Consider the following 18,345-nt stretch of genomic DNA (forward strand, 5'->3'; position numbering starts at 1 on the left):
TAAAAGACGGGTTTCCTTCAAGGACTCGTCTTTTATTATGCCTATAATTTCATAAAGAATAATTTCGTAATTTGAAATTCACCTTATCTAGTAAAACATCATTTTACGAAAGTATTGACACCAGATGGACCACTGATTAAAATTAGTTGGAATTCAAACTATTAAAATTAGATAGATATGGAGGTTCGTAGTGAGATGGGAAGTGAGGTGTATCCCGTTTGTCTTCCTTGGGAGGAAGAGAGCACGATGTATTTAATTAAATGGATTTTCACTACCGTCCGGCGCGAAATTGAAACAGCACTGCGCCCTTTGGGACTCACCTCCCCACAATCGCAGACGCTCTATATACTGGCGATGTCGCCTGGAGTCACTAATACGGATTTGGAAAAGCTATTGCTTATTGATAAATCAAGCGTTACCAGCCTGGTTAACGGGATCGTTAAGAAAAACTGGGCAGTACGCAAAAGTCACCCGGAAGATGCACGAATGAAGCAAATCTATTTGACGGAGGAAGGCTTAGAGATTCACAAAGTAGCTGAGCGTACTATTGAGGCAATTAAAAGCTCGGTAGGTGAAACGTTGTCTGTCGGAGAATCGGAGACGCTGCGCGGCCTGCTAAAAAAAATTCTCCGCGACTACCACCCTGAGGACGCCCGCGTTTGAGCGGATATATAGAGAATTTGCCGGATAGGGGTATCAAAAACAGTGAAATATGATCCTAGATAAGAGGTTTACAGGAGAGGGAGACAACCAAATGATAAATGAACAAACTTATCCTAATGCGGATAAGCTTATGCGTGTGTTAGCTTTCACACTTGTTTTTTCAGTGATGAACGCTTTTATGTTTAATGTCGTTATGCCTGTGATTCGTGAGGAGTTTCATATTAGTGCTTCCGATGTAAGTTGGCTGTTGACCGGTTATATGATTGTGTATGCAGTTGGCTCCGTGACCTACGGCAAATTGGCAGATAAATATCGTCTTAAGGATTTGCTGACGTTTGGGATTATCTTTTTTGCACTGGGTTCGCTTATTGGACTGTTGGCCAATCAATTTTGGATGCTCATTGTAGCTCGTTTGCTTCAGGCTGCAGGGGCTGCTGTTATTCCGGCCACTGCTATGATCGTCCCAGTCCGTTATTTCTCGGCTGAAAAAAGAGGACGTGCTTTGGGCGTCACAGCAATCGGCTTGGCGTTAGGTACTGCAATGGCTCCGATTATTTCCGGTTTGATCACAGGCTTTGCAAGCTGGCGTTTTTTGTTCGTCATTTCCATGCTGCCACTGATCGCATTGCCGTTCTTTCGTAAATATTTGGACGATCAGCGTGGAGAGGATCAGAAGTTCGACTTTCTTGGTGGATTATTGCTGGGTGGAACAGTAGCCTTCTTATTACTTTCGATTTCGCAAACCAATATAATGTTTTTTCTGGTCGGTATGGTGCTGTTTGCATTGTTTATATGGCGCATTAACACTGCACATGATCCATTCATCCAGCCGAAGCTGTTCCGTAACAAGCAATATTCATACGGGCTCCTTATCGCTTTTTTAGGGACGGGGATTAGCTTTGGATTACCGTACTTGGCACCGCAGTTTCTGAACAGTCTCAATCAGCTTACGCCGGCAATAATTGGACTGGTTATGTTTCCGGCTGCTATTGCTTCGGCTCTATTGGGTAAAAGAGGGGGACGTTTGGCGGATAGCAAAGGAAATTCGTTTCTCGTCTATACAGCTGTATCGCTTTTGTTTATTTGTTTTATCAGCTTGTCTACGTTTGTGGGTGCGTCTCCGTATCTGATTTTGTTTTTGCTTATTTTCGGAAACGTAGGTCAGACCTTCATGCAAATTGCCATGTCCAACACGATTTCTCGTACCTTGTCGAAAGACCAGATTGGTGTTGGAATGGGGCTGCTATCTCTGCTGAATTTCATTGCCGGAGCGATTACGACAAGTATCTTGGGCAAAACGCTGGATAGTTCGTCGTCCTTTCATTTGAATCCTGTTGTATCTAATGTGCAGGTGTTCAATTTTAGTAATATTTTCACGGTGCTTGCACTGATTGCGCTTGTGACAATGGGACTTTATGCGTTGCAATTCCGAAGGGGTTCACGCCGTAATACGCCTGCTGTTGAATAAGGATAAACATTTGATGTAACCTCATGCCAAAACAAGGGTATAATATAGAAGGAAAAGTTCATCTATGGAAGGACGGAGTGTCCGGCATGACAAGAAACCTTCAATATGTACCCTATGGTTATGAGCCTCCGATCGAGACGCATAAAGGGACCATGGTCTACTATGATACGTTCGAGCAGATTACAGCCAGAGAGCTGGAGCTTTTTGCCGAAACGGGGGCTGCATTATCTTTTACAAAGCTGGTGCTGTATCCGCTGCATGAAGAAACCGTCAGAAGAATGTGGAAGCAGCCGGTACGTTCGTATTACAAGCGGGTGGACGAGCTGGGAGAGTGGCAGCGGGAGCAGGCTTTGAGTGCTGTTGTGATTGAGAGCTGGGAAGGTAAGCGTAAAAAGTATACGCCGATTGAAGCAGCTATTCGTTTTTTGGCGGAAAAGTATACGACCCCAATTTTTTTGTACATGAGTCCTGAAATGGCAAATTTGTGCGCTTCCTATGCATCGTTCGGAGAATGGATTAGAAATGTCAGATTGGTGCTTTCGAGCGAACCACTAGAACTTCATCCGAAGCTTGCACAGTACCGTAATCGCTGGAACACGGTAGAAGAAGCGATAAACCGTGACTCTAAGGTTGACAAAGCGGAGCATGAATTATAGAATAGAACTAATCGTAAAAATTACTATTGTAATTGTATACCATGTATTCCAATTAAGGAGGAAGAGAAATGCGCGTAATTGTTACCTTGGCATGCACCGAATCCGGTGACCGCAACTATACAACAACTAAGAACAAAAGAAATCATCCGGACCGTCTTGAAATGAAAAAATACTCTCCGCGTCTGAAAAAGTACACGATCCATCGTGAAACTAGATAACTCCAATTAACGATGAAGAAATCGTGTTAAGTTTGCAAAAGCCTGCGTTATGGAACCGGCGAAAACTTGAATTAGTCCAGTGGACAGAGCGTCTAAAGTTAAAGCTTGCATCTAAGAGAACGGCTTTTTTTCACGGCTGTATGATAGATGCTGAGCTACATGGCACGCTTTGCCTTTTGAATCGAAAGCACGTGGCTACCGACTTCTCCTGTGCTGGTGTCAGCATTTGGGACGAGCCGGAGGACCATTCACTATATGCTTATATAACGATGAAGGCTGACGAAAGATCCGGAGCGTTCGTGCAATGGGCGATGCGATATATGCGGCATCGTTTGCTTGTCGTTTACGAGCTTGAGCGCAACCGTTATGATCTGTCGTCTTTTTTTCTGGGACATAACCGTTCCTTTTGCCAACTGATGGAGTATTGCGCCAGTACGATTGAGTTTGAAACTAAAACTACATGAAAGATTAGGTGAAACTAATGAAAAAAGATATTCATCCAACATTGAACAAAGTTATCTTTTTGGACCCTAGCTGTGGATTTACTTTCCTGAGTGCTTCCACTAAATATTCGCAAGAAACGATGGAATGGGAAGATGGTAACACATACCCAGTTATCCGTGTAGATACTAGCTCCGCTTCCCACCCGTTCTTCACTGGTAAACAAAGAAACGTGGATATCGGTGGTCGTGTGGATCGCTTTAACAAAAAATATAACCTTAAGTAAGAACAGTCGAGCGTTGTGTTCATGGATTATGCTCATAATCCGTGAATTTCGCTTTTTAAAAAACCTCCTGCATCTGCAGGAGGTTTTTTTGTCTTAATTTAGACCTGTTATTTATAGCGAAATGAAGCACTGTTCCCATTGGTCGGTAATGGATGCTTTGTCGAGCTGCTCCCCAATGAGCGTGACATATCCCTGACTCACGGGAAGTGCAGTAGGCTGCCACTCCAAGTGATTTCCTGCAAATTGCAAAAGCATTGTACCTTCCTGAGGAAGCACGCAATAACCTTTCGCTCGAAGCAGTGACGAACCTAACCCGGTCAGAAAGTTTTCTAATCGTTGTTTTTCGAGTGGCTGAGGAGAATATTGATGCAGCGTTAAGCTTTCCAGACGGGAAAACGAATGAGGCTGCTTAGGATCGTGCTTATGACTATGTGCCGAAATAACTTTGAAAGCCGTACTTCTGGAGACACTACTGGGTCGTCCGGAACTTTTGACGGGAATGGGGACAGACAGTGCATCTGCATCAGTGGGCTGGACCTGTTCAGGTGCTGGTTGAGGTGTCTGTACAGGTTTCTCGGCAACGGATGTGGAGGCCAGAACAGGCTCTAGCAGTGGTTCAAGGTCAACCCGGCTATATTCAGTAGTTTGCAGCTTGGCCGTATCGTTGAGCTTGCGGATGCTTTTGACGACCTTTGTCACTTCACGGCTGCTTGCTGCATCCGTCTTGTTCACCACAATGAAGTCTGCGGTGCGCAGTTGTCCGTGCAGGGTGCGAACCAGTTCTTTATCAGCCGTAAAACGGCTATTGTATTCATGGAACAGCTCAGCATCCACAACACTGATGCTGTGAACCAGATAAAGCTGATCTGCCAGTAGAGGGGAGCGAAGCTCCTCCAGTACTTGTTCGGGGTTGGCTACCCCGGTGGTCTCCATGAAGATCAGATCTGGCTCCTGGCTGAGCAGGGTATGCAGAGCCCCTGCCAGTTCATTTCTTTTGCTGCAACAAATGCAGCCTTCTAGCAGTCCTTCTACTGTTACGTCAGGCATTTCCTCTGAAATTATAGCGCTGTCTACATTATATTCACCCATTTCGTTCATTAAAACAACAGCACGAAGGGGAATTTGGCGGGTATGGGCTAACAGGCGCAAAAGCAGTGTTGTTTTGCCGCTTCCAAGAAAACCACTGATTAAAATAACAGGAACTTTGTTCATCATTTTTCCTCCTTGGCGGGGTTAGTGTGTTGTGTTCAAGCGATCAAAGGTAGCTACCGAGTCTGCTTGGGTATAGACATAAGGGGATTCTGGCTGCTCGACAGCGGTTATTTTTTCGGATCGAATTTCAAGTACGGGAGCGTTTCCCTTTTGTGCGGTATGCAGTGTTCCTTCAATGGTCACCCAGGTATCCTTGTCAAAGGACGGGGCTTTCTGGGATTGGACGATGATCCCGAAGGGCATGGCATCGGCAGTACAGCACATGACGAGGAATCTCCCTACTGCAAAAAGCCCTTTACCCGGCAGATTGTCGTCTTTATAAACAAAGCCAGTCACCTGTACTTTTTTTCCTTCAAAAGCTTGTTTATATAATTCAATGGCTCCAATAGTTTCGGAAAAAATCTCTGGCTTGATCTGTATGATAGGTTGCTGATACAGGCGTTTCGCCAGTTCGGCGAATTCCACATTGTACTTATCAGGCGGAACGAACAGCTTATCCAGCGTTTCCTGACTCCATTTCCCCTCTGGAGGGGGCGAAGTGGGGACAGAAGATGCAGTTGATAAAAGGGAGGTGGTGGATGCTTTCGTGGTCTGTGTATCTGTTTTCCGTCGGATGTCCGGGTTGGGATACGTGAAGGACATGCCTTTTTTGGCGGCCATATCACTACCAAGTGCCTGATTGGGCAGCAAAGAACCGAATAGGAGCGGAATGAGCAGCATTCCATATACAAGTGTTTTTTTGAACCAGCTTTGCGGCAACGGGTGCTCACAATCACATACATCCTCACCGTCCCGCTCCCCGATGATTCCGTGCCATGCCATCGCCAATGCGATGAACAAGAGGGGTACAGGACAGAGTAGGAGCAGCTTTTGCATATGGGGAGCTAGGTAGTAATGAAGTGCATTCGTGCGGCTTAATGAGATGATGTATACAGCCAATCCGATCATGAGCAAGGAGCGCATGCCATATTGCCAGCGGATGCTAAAGGTTGAATTCACGTTTATATTCACCTCCCCAATAACCATTCAGCAGCTATAGAACCCACGAGGACGAGTGAAACAATGAGCAAGCCCAGAATGGCGACAAATTTGGTGCGGAAGGTGCTGAGCAGCATAAGCGTGCCTTTGAAGTCTAGCATTGGCCCGAGTACAAGAAAGGCTGCCAGCGGACCCAGTGTAAAGGTATGTGAAAAAGCAGTGGCTACAAAGGCATCAGAGGTGGAACACAGCGACAGTATGTAGGCAAAACCCATCATAAAGGCGTACGATCCGACCGTTCCTTCGCTTAACGAAAGCATCTCATCACGTGGGATGAAGGTTTGGATGCAGGCTGTCAATAATGCGCCGATAATGAGATATTTACTCATGTCCAAAAACTCGTCCCCAGCATGTACAAAAAATCCCCGCCATGTGCGATTATGCCGATGAGCCTGATTGTTCTGCTTTTGCTGGTTAAAAGAGAGTAACGACCGTTTGAGCGGATGTACTCGCACAAAGGCATACACGATCAGCCCGATGATCGCGGAAACGGTAAAAGCCAAACCCGTTCGAACGGCAGTGACCTCGGGATGGGAAGGGAAAGCCATCATCGTCGCAGCCAGTACCACGGGATTGATAATGGGCCCGCTTAAAATAAAAGTGATACCCATATAGGCAGGCATTCCCTTGAGCATTAATTGGCGAACGACAGGGATCATGCCGCATTCACAGATGGGAAACAGCATACCTAGTAAGGAGGCCAGCAGGACACCCGGTACAGGATACGCAGGCGCTATTTTGCGAATCCATGTCTCCGGTACAAGCCACTGCAAAAGGGATGAGACGAGCACACCGATCAGGAGAAACGGAACAGCTTCCAGAAAAATACCCATAAATACCGTTTTTAATGGCTGCAGCTGCCCCACATCTAACAAACGAAGCCACTGGGGAGATAGCGTGACAAGCACAGGGATGAGAAAGGCAAACGGAATCATAAAAGGCAGCATCTTCAACAGCGTACTGTTTTTCATTCCACGTCTCCTTGGGAATAAGGGTTCTTATCTACAGCCTATGCCTGTAAGGGGACAATCATGCCCGCCGGATTGTGTGTGAATCACCTCCCTATATTGACAAATCTGAGCATGCTCATATATATTTATACTCATTAATAGTAATCATTACGATTAAAATCCGATAAATGATTGCAAGAAGGAAATTTTTACGGTACGATCCATATTAAATGTTGCAAAGACAAGGAGGGGTTATATGATACCGATTGTTGTTTTATCCGGTTTTTTGGGTAGCGGTAAAACCACTCTTCTTCAGCATGCGCTGGCTTACTACAAGGAGAAGGGCCTCAAGCCAGCCATTTTGATGAATGAGTTGGGTGATGTTAATCTGGACGGTAGTTTGGTGAATGGACAAGCACCCATGAAGGAAATGCTCAGTGGTTGTATATGCTGTACCATTCGCGGGGACTTGGGCGTCGAGCTCATGAATCTTGCTGAGGAATATAAGCCGGACGTGATTATTGTAGAATGTACCGGAGTGGCTAACCCGATGGAGATTGTAGATGCAGTGACAGACGCCTCCATTTATTCTACTATGATATTACAATCCGTTATCACGGTCATAGACGCGCGTCAATTTCTGGATTTTGCCTCGGGGAACGAGAGAAGCAAGTCGCTTCGTTTGATGCAGGATCAGCTTCGATGCGCTTCCAAACTGATTATTAACAAGACCGATTTATTGGCTGCGGGCGAGTTACAGAAAGTACAGGCCCTCGTAAAAGAGTTAAATCCATATGCTTTGACTGTGAGCACGCAACGAAGTGACGTGGATGCTGGAATTTTTTTCTCCACTCAAGGACAGGAGCGTATGGATGTTTCGCGGCATAAGGAATCCGCAGTTGATATTGAGAGTGAACATCCTCATTCGGAAAATCATCTGCACACGTATGACCATGATGACCATTCAGATCATCAGTCTCATGATCACCATGATCACGACCATGACCACGAACATGGGGAGCATTATCATTCCTACGACCATGTAGTTGTTCACACGCATTTTTTTGGACAACCTGTGCCACGCTCCGAGTTTGAACAGTTGTTCCGCAGTTTGCCAGCTGAAATTTATCGGGCTAAAGGAATTGTGCGGTTTCTGGAATCAGAGGGTCAGATGATGTTTCAATTTGCCTATCGAGAGCTGGAAATCATTCCGATCCGCCCGCAAAAGCCAGTGAACGATGTAGCGGTTGTCATGGGTGAGAATTTCTCTGCTTCCGAGATCGAGGAACAATTGAGAAAGCTGGAAGCGGCCGAAAAGCCATTGAGTAATTCATGACTTCGAGAACGAGTCACTTTAATCCATCAAGACCTAATCCATCACAACATCATTCTCGTGCACACCTAGCGGGCAAGCCTACTTGGGGATTTACAACAATTCTGCTGCTGACTGCTGGGCTGTTGCTTTCGGTCACACTCGCGGTCATGCTGGGCCCTGTAGCTGTCGCACCGGGGACGATATGGCGAATTGCACTGTCCCATCTTCCCTGGCTGGACCAGTGGATACCCGTGACATGGACCAAGTCTGAGCAATATATCGTTTGGGAAATCCGCTTTCCACGCGTGTTGTTAGGTGTTGTCGTAGGAGCAGGACTTGCTGTTACAGGGGCGACTATACAGGCATTAATTCGTAATTCGTTAGCAGATCCCTATATTTTAGGAGTCTCGTCTGGGGCTTCGGTGACAGCCACATTGGTAATTGTGTTCGGAGCTTTCGGATTTTTAGGACGACTTGCGCTGCCTTTATCTGCTTTTATAGGATCGTTAACTGCAATGCTTATGGTGTTCGCGTTAGCCCGTGTGGCTGGGAGCATATCGACGACCCGCTTATTGCTGGCAGGGGTGGCGGTGTCTATGATGCTGTCGGCTGTGACTAGCTTTATCGTGACGATGGCCCCGAATGAAAAAGGCATTCGTGACGCGATGTATTGGATGATGGGAAGTCTGGCAGGTGCTCAATGGGACACGCTTTTCATTCCAAGCCTTATTGTAGTCGTTGGAACGGCTGTGCTTCTGACCCGATACCGGTCGCTGAATGCTTTGCTAACGGGTGAAGAGACCGCAGTAACGCTTGGTGTGAACGTACAGGCGTTCCGCGTATTACTGGTTGTGGTGGCGTCTCTTTTAACCGGGGCAGTCGTATCCGTTAGTGGCTCGATTGGCTTTGTCGGACTAATGATTCCGCACATCGTTAGGCTGGTAGTGGGATCAGATCATCGGCGTGTACTGCCCGTCAGCCTGTTGGCGGGAGCTATTTTTGTCGTGTGGGCTGATGTATGTGCCCGGCTTGTGCTGGCTCCACAGGAGCTACCGATTGGTATTGTGACGGCTGTGTGCGGAGGACCTTTTTTTGTGTGGCTGCTGCGTCGTAGTTCCTACTCGTTTGGAGGCGAAAAATGAATATAGAAGTCGAATGCGTGACCTTCAGTATTCACGACAAACGGTTGATCGACGGCATCTGTCTCCAGGTAAAAGCAGGGGAGCTAGTCGGATTGATCGGTCCGAATGGCAGCGGGAAATCAACGTTGCTCAAAAATATGTATCGCGTGCTAAAGCCTGACAGTGGTGTAGTTACGTTGGATGGCCAGGATATGCTGCGGATGAAGTATAAAGAGACGGCCCGACAAATGGCAGTGGTGAGTCAGGATGCGCCGCAAACGTTTGATTTCTCAGTACGGGACATCGTCCTGATGGGTCGCCATCCGCATAAGAAACTGTTGGAAGCAGATACTGTCGTCGATCATGAACTGGTCGAGCAGGCGCTGGAGCGGGTAGGCATGAATGCTCAGGCAGATCAGGGCTTTGCCACCTTGTCCGGCGGCGAAAAGCAACGGGTATTGATCGCCAGAGCTTTGGCCGGGCAGGCGAAATTTCTTGTTTTGGATGAGCCGACGAATCATCTGGACATCCGGTATCAGCTGCAAATTCTGGATTTGGTCAAAACACTTCGGATAACTACGCTAGCTGCACTGCATGATTTGAATTTAGCGGCATTTTATTGTGATCGAATGTATGTATTAAAAGAAGGCAAAGTGGTAGCCTCCGGCATAACAGAGGATGTGCTTCAGCCAGACCTGCTGTGGAGTGTATTCGGGGTCGAGACAGAAATCTGCATTCATCCAAAAACCGGAAAGCCGAATATTACCTTTTTACCGGATTCTCTCAGGAGAGGAGGCCATCCATGATGTTAACAGAAAAGGCGATACGATGAGATAAGATTAACTACAAATAAAAGAGGAGACGGTACATATGAAAAAATATAGCAGGCCCGCGTTACCGCTGGTTATGCTCGCTTTGGCGATGATGCTGTTGTTATCAGCCTGTGCAGCAGGAAACACGGCCCAAACAAGCGATCCATCCGCAAACGGGCAGCAACCTGCCGCATCCCAATCAGCAACCAAGGAGACGTCGGTAGAGCTTGAGAACATGGGCGTTAAAATGGCATTTCCCGAGGCGCCTAAACGCGCGGTTACACTGAACCAGCACGCGACTGAGGTTATGCTGGCTCTTGGACTGGAATCCTCTATGGTAGGAACTGCGTATTTGGATGATCAGATTTTGCCAAAATATAAGGCTCAATATGACAAAATCCCGGTACTGGCCGAACAATATCCGTCCAAAGAGGTGTTTATGGCCGCTGCACCGGATTTTGCCTATGCGGGCTGGAAGAGTGCTTTTAATGATAAAAATCTGGGTTCCCGTGAGGAGCTAGCCAAACAAGGGGTGCTGACCTATGTACAGGAGTCCTCAAATAAGCCGGGCCCCACATTAGAAGATGTATATCAGGATATACTAAATATTGGGCGTATTTTTAGGGTTGAGGAGCGTGCAGAAAAGCTGGTAAATGAAATGCGTGAACAAGTGCAGTCCATTCAGACTCAAATTGGTGTTGTTGAACAGGCACCCAAGGTGTTTGTTTATGACAGCGGAGAAGACAAGCCCTTTACGGCTGCCAACAATTATCTAACGTCTTTGATTGAAAGTGTGAAGGCGAAAAATATTTTTGATGATATCGACAAAAGTTTTACTGAGGTAAGCTGGGAAGAGGTCGTAAACCGTAATCCTGACGTCATTGTCATTCTCGACTATGGAGATACTTCACTGGCGGATAAAGAGAAACTGCTTCTGAGCAAGCCTGCGCTGGCTGGTGTGGAAGCGATCAAAAACAAACGGTTTATAGTCCTGCCATTATCCGCAGCGGCTGAAGGCGTGCGCGCTCCGATCGCGTTGAAAACCTTGGCTGCAGGCTTGTACCCGGACAAAGTGAAGTAAACAAACAAAAGAGTTGCCAAAACATTGACGAACCTTGCCTAAACTGTTAAACTTGCTAATGCGTAAAGGTTACGTTTATCAAACGCTTATTTTTTTATTACCAAATCGTAATAATTACGGTAGATGGTTTAATGATCATAAACGACCTGGAGAATCTGCGCAAAGGATGATTGCTCAGATGGCTCCAGGCTTTTTAAAGGAAAAGGAGATTTGCGTCATGTTATTGGCCTCATTGGAACAGGTCACATTTGGCTACGGAGATGTTCCTAACTTGGTGGATGCCAATGTTGAAATTTTTTCGGGAGAATTTGTAGCCATTACCGGACCGAATGGTGCTTCCAAGTCAACCATGCTCAAACTGTTGCTCGGCTTGCTTCAGCCTTGGAAGGGCAAGGTGTTCATGTCTAATCGTACAGGTGAAGGCAAAAAGCTCGTTGTTGGATTTGTATCCCAACAAATTGCTGCCTTCAATGGCGGATTTCCAAGTACGATTTTAGAATTTGTCCGTTCAGGAAGATATACTCATGGCTCTTGGTTACGCCGCATGAGGTCTGAGGATCATGATCTGACGGAGCAGGCGCTGCGTCAGGTAGGCATGTGGGATTTGCGTCACCGTAAAATCGGCGAATTGTCCGGTGGACAGAAGCAACGTATTTGTGTGGCGAGAGCGCTCGCTCAGGAATCGGATTTGCTCATTTTGGATGAGCCCACGACCGGAATGGATCAAGAAAGCCGCCATCACTTCTATGATCTGATGAATCAGCAGGTTAAGGAATATGGAAGAACCGTGGTCATGGTAACCCATGGACTATCGGAAGTACAACATTATCTGGATCGAATTATTGAGCTTGAAAGGAAGGAAGATGGCGGATGGAAATGCTGCACTACGACTTCATGCAGCGGGCATTTTGTGCCGGTGGAGTAATTGCACTGCTGGCCTCGGTGCTTGGAGTATACCTGATGCTGCGGCGTCAGGCTCTCATGGCGGACATGCTATCGCATGTATCGCTGGCAGGGGTGGCAGCGGGTGCCTATTTAGGCATTAACCCGACGATAACCGGATTTATTGTTGCCGTAATCGGCGCGATTATCGTTGAATACGTCCGCAGGTCTTATAAAACATATAGTGAGATATCTGTGGCTATTATTATGGTAGGTGGCCTCTCGACGGCCGTTATTTTAATGAATCTGAATCAGAGCATCAACAAAGGGTTTTCCGCTTATTTGTTCGGCTCGGTCGTAGCGGTCAATCAGACAGAGCTGATGTTGATGATTGTAGTGGCTGTGATCGGAGGTATTTTCTTTTTTGTATTCCGGCGTCCTTTGTATCAGATTACCTTTGATGAAGAAACGGCGAAGACCAATGGTCTTCCTGTCAAGTCCATTTCATTTGCATTTAGTATTTTAACAGGGATGATTGTAGCCGCTGCAATGCCGATTGTCGGTGTGCTGCTCGTCTCCTCACTCATCGTGCTCCCTGCAGCGCTGGCGATTCGAATTGCACCGAGCTTCGCGGCAGCCATCTGGATATCTATGGTCACTGCATTGATCGGCGTATTTATGGGTTTAACGGCATCGTATGAACTCAGTACACCCCCAGGGGGGACGATTGCCATGGTGCTGTTATTATTCCTGATTGTAGGAGCTGGTATACAAAAGCTGGTCCGCAAGCTGGGCAAGCAACAAGCTTCGCGACGGAAGAATGCGGCAGGCCAGTGAGTGTAATTACAGTGAGAATAACTAAAAAATCTAATGGATAAAGGAGTAATGAATATGAATACATGGTTCAAAAAATCATTTGTATTGTCTGCTGGACTAGCACTTATTTTGTCTGGTTGCGGAGCCAAATCTGATAATACAGCTACAAATGCTTCCCAAACCGAGCCGAATGCGGCACAAACAACAGACAGTGGTAAGAAGCTGAATGTGGTCACCACTTTTTATCCAATGTATGAATTTACCAAGCAAGTTGCTGGAGACCATGCTAACGTAACCGCGTTGATTCCTGCTGGTGCTGAGCCGCATGACTGGGAACCAAGCGCCAAAGATATGGCACAGGTAAAGGATGCTGACGTGTTTGTTTATAACGGTATCGTCGAAGGCTGGGCAGAACAGGCTTTGAGTAGCGCGTCCAATAATAAGCGTGTTGTAGTTGAAGCGAGCAAAGGGTTAAACCTGATGGAAGGCACCGCTGAGGAGGAAGAAGGAGAAGAAGCACATGCAGAGGAAGGCCATGATCACGATCATGTGATGGACCCTCATGTATGGCTTGATCCAGTCTTGGCTCAAAAAGAAGTAGAGTCCATTGAAGCAGGTCTTGTGGCAGCCGATCCAGCAAACAAAGCTGATTATGAGAAAAACGCTGATGCTTATATCGCCAAGCTGAAAGAGCTGGATACCGAGTTCAAAACAGGTCTGAAAGATGTAAAACGTAAAGACTTTATTACGCAGCATGCTGCTTTTAGTTATTTGGCTAAGCAATATGGTCTGACCCAAGTGCCCATTGCCGGATTATCTCCAGAGCAAGAGCCTACACCGGACAAGCTAGCGGGTATTATCAAATTTGCTAAAGAAAATAATGTGAAGACGATTTTCTTTGAAACTCTTGTTGATCCGAAGGTCGCTGAGACTGTAGCTACTGAAATTGGTTCGAAAACGGATGTGCTGAATCCGCTTGAAGGACTGACGGACGAAGACAAACAGAAGAACCTAGATTACCTTGGTGTGATGAAAAATAATCTGGAGGCTTTGAAAAAAGCTCTGAATGAATAAGAAATGCTAAACGAATAAGTTTATAAACTGACGTCGGAATGATACCGACGTCAGTTTTTTTATAACTATCCAAGAAGATTGTGCTTTTATGGCTAGTGCTCAAGATACAGTAGATATATAGTCCTTTGTAATTTGCTTTTCAGAAATGATTTACGTCATTGTGAAACGTTTTTTTGAAAACTAATTCTGTAGTAGCTAGTTTCAAATTTCTTTTATAATTCATTGGTAGCGTTTTTATTTTTACAGATTCTTTCTATTAATATTACCAGTTTTTTCACCGATATTGAAGTTTGGGCGTGCATATCATTTGACAACGGATTGGAGAGATTAATTTGGCAGCAGTTATAGTAGTGGATGATTCTTTGTTTATGCGTTCTGTGCTTAAAGATATTCTTTTGGATTTAGGTCACGCTGTTATTGCGGAAGCAGAAAACGGGTATGATGCTGTTTTGAAATACGCACACTTTCGTCCCGATTTAATCACCATGGATATTAATATGCCTAAGATGGACGGGCTTGAGGCTGTTAAAAAGATCATAGAACTTGATCCCCAAGCCAACATTTTGATGTGTTCTGCTTTGGGGCAGCAGGAAGCGATTATAAAAGCATTTCAGGCAGGTGCAAAAGACTTTATTGTTAAGCCATTTGAGATGGAAAGGGTCGTGAATGCAGTCACAAAATTGCTTGATAGTTAATGAATCAAGATTTTTAATACATAATTATTGAACATGTAGAAGCAGGAATTCCATGCTTATTTTCACGAATATGGAGATGAATAGGATGAGCAATCGAGTGTTGTCTCAAAAAGTATTTATAGACGAACTGATCGCTACGATCAAGAAAGGAGGGCTTGTCCCTGTAAATTATGAACAACTCGTCAGCGAACAAAGAGAAAGAATGGATGCTCTTAACAATGAACTCACCCTTCGAATTGAGGGATTAGAGACAGATTTGATCTCTGCTTCGACATATTCCATTCCTTTTGCCAATGGCGAAATTATGTTTCTTGCTCGCTATATTGTACTCATTGGGGATCATACCGAGGGATACTTTGTGTTCTATCGAGCAGAAGACTGTGAAAGCCCAGAGGAATATCAGTTTTTAACAAGCTCTTATCAACTTCCCCATTTATTACTTGAATTATCTCTTTCTTTAAAAGAACATGGTACTAATGAGCCGCTTGATATTCTCACTTATTGGAATGGCCCTGTCCATCCTCTGAAAGATTTGAATAAAGAAGATATTAAGCTATCCACTTATGAATTTTAATTCCCTTGAGAGAGTCAAATCCCTCAGGGGATTTTTTACATTGATAATCAAACGCATGTTCGCATATAATACAAACAAACGTTCTGATAAGGAGTGAAGGATCATGTTGGAAAAATACGTGGGGCAGATCGTGGAAATCGTGTATTTGGATCGGAAGGGCAAACTGTCTCATCGGCGTATCGAGGTGCATCGTGTGCAGAATGGCTTGATACGAGCCACCTGTTTACAGACAGGCCAGCCACGTGTTTTTCGATTAGATCATGTATTGGCATGGCATCCGGTAACCAGAACAGCATAGGAGGGCTTACGATGGGGAAAAAGCTTGAAGGAAATGGCATATGGGAAAGCTCGCGCATGATTTTGCCTGAGCATCGGGAGGCATATTTAAGACTGATGAAGGAGCAAGGTAGGCGCGGCAAACCGACACTGGACGATCAGGAAATGCAGCAGATTGAACAGGCCATCATCGTATCCTATAACGAACGTAAGCCTATTACGCTAAAAGTGTTCAATCCATTTGATGATGAGGAGCTGCGTGGACTGGTCACGGTGATTAACACAAGTCGGCGAGAAGTGAAGCTGTCCCGTGGGGAAGAGGATTTTAGCTGGATTAAGTTGGAGGAAATTATCGAGGCGGATATATAAAAACAGTCTGACTAAGTCGGAGTGCTTTTTACATTTGTCCCGCCGTTTTTTTTAAAATAAGATTGTAGCTCTATGAATTCATATTTAAAATAAAACTGTAATTGCAAAAAGGAGGAGTTCAATATGAAAATAAGTAAAAATAATGCTGAACATTATATATGGGGAGATCAATGTGATGGTTGGCGCTTAGTGAAAAATAAGGATTTGAGTATTATTCATGAGCGGATGCCCGGAAATACTCATGAGGTCAGACATTATCATCATCATGCACGCCAATTTTTCTTTATTTTATCAGGTACAGCGGTACTTGAAGTGGATGGTGAACAAATCCAATTAGGATCTCAGGAAGGGTGTGAGGTTCCTCCTATGGTACCCCATCAAATGTTTAATGAAACGAATGAGGATGTTGAATTTTTGGTTATCTCTCAGCCTGCGAGCAGAGGCGACCGGGTTCTGACCGAATAACGTTAGTGTATAAAAATAAAACCAGCCTAGCACATATAAATCAAGTGCCGACTGGTTTTTTATCAATAAATGTCCTTAGCATCTGCTGGGAGAGCTTTTACGCGATGGAGATAGTTCGTAACACGTTGGTCGTCCAGAGTCGGATATTCGTAACCATAATGGTTCGCTACTTCCAAGGCAACTTCTCTAAATAAATTTCCCATGATCAAAAGAGACTGCCACATATGTTCATAATCTGCATCCGCAAAGGTTTGGATGTAGAGCGTCCAAAGTCGAGGCTCAAGATGGTTCTCGAAATATTTTCCCTGCTTTCCCGGATCTGCCGCGAAGTCGGTTCGTATACCAATATGCCATTCCAGCATCAAGTGAAGCGCATCCCTTACAGGCCGATCTAGCATAAATTTGGCATAGGGCAGCTCCTGTCGCCATGATCCTTTAGCTACATAAGTACTGACCCACCAGAACTCGTTGCAGGAATTCGCATAGACTTGGGCAGTTGGAGGTATCGTCTTATAATCTTGAAGACTAGGCGGTGGGAAAGGCTCCACCAGTCCATCTTTATCCAGCAGCAGTACACTTAAGCTGTCTCGGGTCCAATTGGCGATGTTATTCGCAGGGTAGAGTGTAAGATCTATGCGATTGCTGTCCGTAAATAACATGAGAAAAACAAAGCGATCATGGGGCGTCGAAGTAGGTTCCATATGCTCATCGGGCGTCTGCATAATGATCAATTCACCAAAATGGTTGATCCAGCGACGTTCCTGAATAAAGCTGTCCATGGAAGATACGAGAAAGACGATATCAAAATCCTGAAAAACGTCTCGTGGAGCATGTGGATTAGCGCGTGAACCATTCATAATCACGGCACGCACCCGTTCGTCCTCTTGAGCAAATTGAAGAATGGTATGCAGCATCTCTTGTTCATTTCTCACTATAGTTGTCTCCACAAGCGGTATCGAAAGGAAAAAAACGTAGATAAGAGAGCAGTAGAAATAATGGCCACCAGTTCAAGGATCATCAAGAAAAACGACCTCCTGTAAGTTCGGTTTATCTGGAAAAAGTCTCCTGTCCTTACAATAGCCTATACACAGAAGCTATTCAACTGTGCTGCCAAGGCCCTTTTATCAACAAGAGCACACTTGACCGAATTGTATGTTTTATCCATAATGAAGCGAGGCATCAAGTACAGACCATATCGATTCAAGGTGTCATTAGCGGCACCATACCGGGTGCCTTCTTTAAAGAAATCAACATGTTGCTTCAAAATATACTGTTGCCTCAACTTGCATCTCAAGGAAAATTAGACTACGTGCTATATTACCCGACAGATGAGAAGTGGGAAGCTGCTCTTGAAACTGTGATGAAGGGTATACGACCGATGAAGAGTGGACGAATGACGTTTACTCGGCACTTGGAAGGCGTAGCTGGCCCGCTTGGGGAAGATATCGTAGTAATAGATCGTGAACTATTAAAGCAGAGGCATCTGGCCGGTCTTGAGGATATCATTCATGAGATCCAGGACGGTTGGCCCTCTCAGGCCGCTTATGAAAAAAATGGATTTGGATGCGCCGCCATTCAACATACGGAGGCAGGCCCGGCCATTGTCAGCTGGTGCTTGACCGATTGGGTCGTGGGTCAAGAGTGTGAGTTAGGCATTCAAACTGTTGCGAGCTATCAGAAAAAAGGATGGGCCCAAAAGGTAGCACACGGTGCGCTTTCTCTGGCCAAACAACGGGGAATCGCCAGCGTCGGCTGGCAGTACTGGTCCGATAACATAGCTTCTCAAAGAACAGCCTTATCTGTAGGCTTTACATTGCTTGCGGCATTATTATGATTTTATTTATAAGGAAAAACAGCGAACAGATTGCTCGTACTCTTGCTGAATCGATTTAAATAAAAGGATAGAATGCAATAGAGGAAGGCCACCATTTCT

General features: G+C 45.4%; 23 protein-coding genes. 19 read left to right on the plus strand and 4 right to left on the minus strand.

The annotated features are described in order from the left end of the window. Positions 1–195 precede the first annotated feature (195 nt). The 6 genes from MKY35_RS11015 (at position 196) to MKY35_RS11040 (ending at position 3,732) form a co-directional block, all read left to right on the plus strand. Entirely contained in the window at positions 196–663 is a 468-nt protein-coding gene (locus MKY35_RS11015) for a MarR family transcriptional regulator (protein ID WP_342446366.1), read from the plus strand. A 91-nt stretch (positions 664–754) separates the two neighbouring features. Beyond that, a complete protein-coding gene (locus MKY35_RS11020; protein WP_342446367.1) occupies positions 755–2,131 on the plus strand; it encodes an MFS transporter in 1,377 nt (458 codons plus the stop codon). Between the two features lie 86 nt (positions 2,132–2,217). Beyond that, entirely contained in the window at positions 2,218–2,787 is a 570-nt protein-coding gene (locus MKY35_RS11025) for a hypothetical protein (RefSeq protein ID WP_322252073.1), read from the plus strand. A 68-nt stretch (positions 2,788–2,855) separates the two neighbouring features. Then, positions 2,856–3,005, plus strand: coding sequence for a 50S ribosomal protein L33 (rpmG, locus tag MKY35_RS11030; RefSeq protein WP_013310116.1), 150 nt, complete (start codon positions 2,856–2,858; stop codon positions 3,003–3,005). A gap of 23 nt (positions 3,006–3,028) precedes the next feature. After that, the gene (locus MKY35_RS11035; protein ID WP_342446368.1) at positions 3,029–3,469 is read left to right on the plus strand and encodes a hypothetical protein; all 441 of its coding nucleotides are present in this window, start codon (positions 3,029–3,031) and stop codon (positions 3,467–3,469) included. A gap of 17 nt (positions 3,470–3,486) precedes the next feature. Beyond that, the gene (locus tag MKY35_RS11040) at positions 3,487–3,732 is read left to right on the plus strand and encodes a type B 50S ribosomal protein L31 (RefSeq protein WP_013310118.1); all 246 of its coding nucleotides are present in this window, start codon (positions 3,487–3,489) and stop codon (positions 3,730–3,732) included. 111 nt (positions 3,733–3,843) lie between these two features. On the opposite strand, the gene MKY35_RS11045 is transcribed toward MKY35_RS11040, so the two are convergent. Genes MKY35_RS11045 through MKY35_RS11055 form a run of 3 tightly spaced genes read right to left on the minus strand, consistent with a single transcriptional unit; the run spans position 3,844 to position 6,953 of the window. Beyond that, positions 3,844–4,947 (minus strand): CobW family GTP-binding protein, encoded by a 1,104-nt coding sequence (locus MKY35_RS11045; RefSeq protein ID WP_342446369.1) that lies wholly within the window; start codon positions 4,945–4,947, stop codon positions 3,844–3,846. Between the two features lie 18 nt (positions 4,948–4,965). Then, on the minus strand, positions 4,966–5,943 hold the full coding sequence (locus tag MKY35_RS11050) for a TIGR03943 family protein (RefSeq protein ID WP_342446370.1): 978 nt from the start codon (positions 5,941–5,943) through the stop codon (positions 4,966–4,968). 8 nt (positions 5,944–5,951) lie between these two features. Continuing rightward, positions 5,952–6,953, minus strand: a complete 1,002-nt coding sequence (locus tag MKY35_RS11055; protein ID WP_342446371.1) for a permease — start codon at positions 6,951–6,953, stop codon at positions 5,952–5,954. Positions 6,954–7,188: 235 nt separating this feature from the next. Between MKY35_RS11055 and MKY35_RS11060 the strand changes: the two genes are divergently transcribed. The 12 genes from MKY35_RS11060 (at position 7,189) to MKY35_RS11115 (ending at position 16,412) form a co-directional block, all read left to right on the plus strand. Beyond that, complete coding sequence (locus MKY35_RS11060; protein WP_342446372.1) at positions 7,189–8,268, plus strand: CobW family GTP-binding protein; 1,080 nt, start codon at positions 7,189–7,191, stop codon at positions 8,266–8,268. Then, complete coding sequence (locus MKY35_RS11065) at positions 8,265–9,389, plus strand: iron ABC transporter permease (protein ID WP_342446373.1); 1,125 nt, start codon at positions 8,265–8,267, stop codon at positions 9,387–9,389. The genes MKY35_RS11060 and MKY35_RS11065 overlap by 4 nt, the downstream gene beginning before the upstream one ends. Then, positions 9,386–10,174: an ABC transporter ATP-binding protein gene (locus tag MKY35_RS11070; RefSeq protein ID WP_029519160.1), complete on the plus strand. Its 789-nt coding sequence runs from the start codon at positions 9,386–9,388 to the stop codon at positions 10,172–10,174. The genes MKY35_RS11065 and MKY35_RS11070 overlap by 4 nt, the downstream gene beginning before the upstream one ends. Before the next feature lie 64 nt (positions 10,175–10,238). Continuing rightward, positions 10,239–11,261: an ABC transporter substrate-binding protein gene (locus tag MKY35_RS11075; RefSeq protein ID WP_039273343.1), complete on the plus strand. Its 1,023-nt coding sequence runs from the start codon at positions 10,239–10,241 to the stop codon at positions 11,259–11,261. A 217-nt stretch (positions 11,262–11,478) separates the two neighbouring features. Continuing rightward, the gene (locus tag MKY35_RS11080; protein WP_342446374.1) at positions 11,479–12,186 is read left to right on the plus strand and encodes a metal ABC transporter ATP-binding protein; all 708 of its coding nucleotides are present in this window, start codon (positions 11,479–11,481) and stop codon (positions 12,184–12,186) included. Then, positions 12,132–12,980: a metal ABC transporter permease gene (locus tag MKY35_RS11085; RefSeq protein ID WP_307350275.1), complete on the plus strand. Its 849-nt coding sequence runs from the start codon at positions 12,132–12,134 to the stop codon at positions 12,978–12,980. The genes MKY35_RS11080 and MKY35_RS11085 overlap by 55 nt, the downstream gene beginning before the upstream one ends. Before the next feature lie 54 nt (positions 12,981–13,034). Next, positions 13,035–14,033: a metal ABC transporter substrate-binding protein gene (locus MKY35_RS11090; protein WP_342446375.1), complete on the plus strand. Its 999-nt coding sequence runs from the start codon at positions 13,035–13,037 to the stop codon at positions 14,031–14,033. A gap of 332 nt (positions 14,034–14,365) precedes the next feature. Beyond that, positions 14,366–14,728, plus strand: a complete 363-nt coding sequence (locus MKY35_RS11095) for a response regulator (RefSeq protein WP_029519165.1) — start codon at positions 14,366–14,368, stop codon at positions 14,726–14,728. 85 nt (positions 14,729–14,813) lie between these two features. After that, complete coding sequence (locus MKY35_RS11100; RefSeq protein ID WP_029519166.1) at positions 14,814–15,302, plus strand: hypothetical protein; 489 nt, start codon at positions 14,814–14,816, stop codon at positions 15,300–15,302. A 103-nt stretch (positions 15,303–15,405) separates the two neighbouring features. After that, complete coding sequence (locus MKY35_RS11105) at positions 15,406–15,600, plus strand: hypothetical protein (protein ID WP_013310131.1); 195 nt, start codon at positions 15,406–15,408, stop codon at positions 15,598–15,600. A gap of 11 nt (positions 15,601–15,611) precedes the next feature. After that, the gene (locus tag MKY35_RS11110) at positions 15,612–15,947 is read left to right on the plus strand and encodes a YolD-like family protein (protein ID WP_029519167.1); all 336 of its coding nucleotides are present in this window, start codon (positions 15,612–15,614) and stop codon (positions 15,945–15,947) included. A gap of 123 nt (positions 15,948–16,070) precedes the next feature. Further along, positions 16,071–16,412, plus strand: a complete 342-nt coding sequence (locus MKY35_RS11115) for a cupin domain-containing protein (RefSeq protein WP_069010190.1) — start codon at positions 16,071–16,073, stop codon at positions 16,410–16,412. 62 nt (positions 16,413–16,474) lie between these two features. Here MKY35_RS11115 and MKY35_RS11120 read toward each other — a convergent pair whose 3' ends face one another. Then, on the minus strand, positions 16,475–17,344 hold the full coding sequence (locus MKY35_RS11120; RefSeq protein WP_342446376.1) for an aminoglycoside 6-adenylyltransferase: 870 nt from the start codon (positions 17,342–17,344) through the stop codon (positions 16,475–16,477). A gap of 320 nt (positions 17,345–17,664) precedes the next feature. On the opposite strand from MKY35_RS11120, the gene MKY35_RS11125 reads away from it, so the two are divergent. Continuing rightward, complete coding sequence (locus tag MKY35_RS11125) at positions 17,665–18,246, plus strand: GNAT family N-acetyltransferase (RefSeq protein ID WP_342446377.1); 582 nt, start codon at positions 17,665–17,667, stop codon at positions 18,244–18,246. Positions 18,247–18,345 lie beyond the last annotated feature (99 nt).

Source organism: Paenibacillus sp. FSL L8-0638 (assembly GCF_038593075.1).
Taxonomy (GTDB): Bacteria; Bacillota; Bacilli; order Paenibacillales; family Paenibacillaceae; genus Paenibacillus; species Paenibacillus polymyxa_D.

Coding starts and splice junctions, on each gene's coding strand:
- MKY35_RS11015 (WP_342446366.1), top strand. CDS start 196: ATGGGAAGTGAGGTGTATCCCGTTTGTCTTCCTTGGGAGGAAGAGAGC.
- MKY35_RS11020 (WP_342446367.1), top strand. CDS start 755: ATGATAAATGAACAAACTTATCCTAATGCGGATAAGCTTATGCGTGTG.
- MKY35_RS11025 (WP_322252073.1), top strand. CDS start 2,218: ATGACAAGAAACCTTCAATATGTACCCTATGGTTATGAGCCTCCGATC.
- rpmG (WP_013310116.1), top strand. CDS start 2,856: ATGCGCGTAATTGTTACCTTGGCATGCACCGAATCCGGTGACCGCAAC.
- MKY35_RS11040 (WP_013310118.1), top strand. CDS start 3,487: ATGAAAAAAGATATTCATCCAACATTGAACAAAGTTATCTTTTTGGAC.
- MKY35_RS11045 (WP_342446369.1), bottom strand. CDS start 4,947: ATGATGAACAAAGTTCCTGTTATTTTAATCAGTGGTTTTCTTGGAAGC.
- MKY35_RS11055 (WP_342446371.1), bottom strand. CDS start 6,953: ATGAAAAACAGTACGCTGTTGAAGATGCTGCCTTTTATGATTCCGTTT.
- MKY35_RS11060 (WP_342446372.1), top strand. CDS start 7,189: ATGATACCGATTGTTGTTTTATCCGGTTTTTTGGGTAGCGGTAAAACC.
- MKY35_RS11065 (WP_342446373.1), top strand. CDS start 8,265: ATGACTTCGAGAACGAGTCACTTTAATCCATCAAGACCTAATCCATCA.
- MKY35_RS11070 (WP_029519160.1), top strand. CDS start 9,386: ATGAATATAGAAGTCGAATGCGTGACCTTCAGTATTCACGACAAACGG.
- MKY35_RS11075 (WP_039273343.1), top strand. CDS start 10,239: ATGAAAAAATATAGCAGGCCCGCGTTACCGCTGGTTATGCTCGCTTTG.
- MKY35_RS11080 (WP_342446374.1), top strand. CDS start 11,479: ATGTTATTGGCCTCATTGGAACAGGTCACATTTGGCTACGGAGATGTT.
- MKY35_RS11085 (WP_307350275.1), top strand. CDS start 12,132: ATGGAAATGCTGCACTACGACTTCATGCAGCGGGCATTTTGTGCCGGT.
- MKY35_RS11090 (WP_342446375.1), top strand. CDS start 13,035: ATGAATACATGGTTCAAAAAATCATTTGTATTGTCTGCTGGACTAGCA.
- MKY35_RS11100 (WP_029519166.1), top strand. CDS start 14,814: ATGAGCAATCGAGTGTTGTCTCAAAAAGTATTTATAGACGAACTGATC.
- MKY35_RS11105 (WP_013310131.1), top strand. CDS start 15,406: ATGTTGGAAAAATACGTGGGGCAGATCGTGGAAATCGTGTATTTGGAT.
- MKY35_RS11110 (WP_029519167.1), top strand. CDS start 15,612: ATGGGGAAAAAGCTTGAAGGAAATGGCATATGGGAAAGCTCGCGCATG.
- MKY35_RS11115 (WP_069010190.1), top strand. CDS start 16,071: ATGAAAATAAGTAAAAATAATGCTGAACATTATATATGGGGAGATCAA.
- MKY35_RS11125 (WP_342446377.1), top strand. CDS start 17,665: ATGTTGCTTCAAAATATACTGTTGCCTCAACTTGCATCTCAAGGAAAA.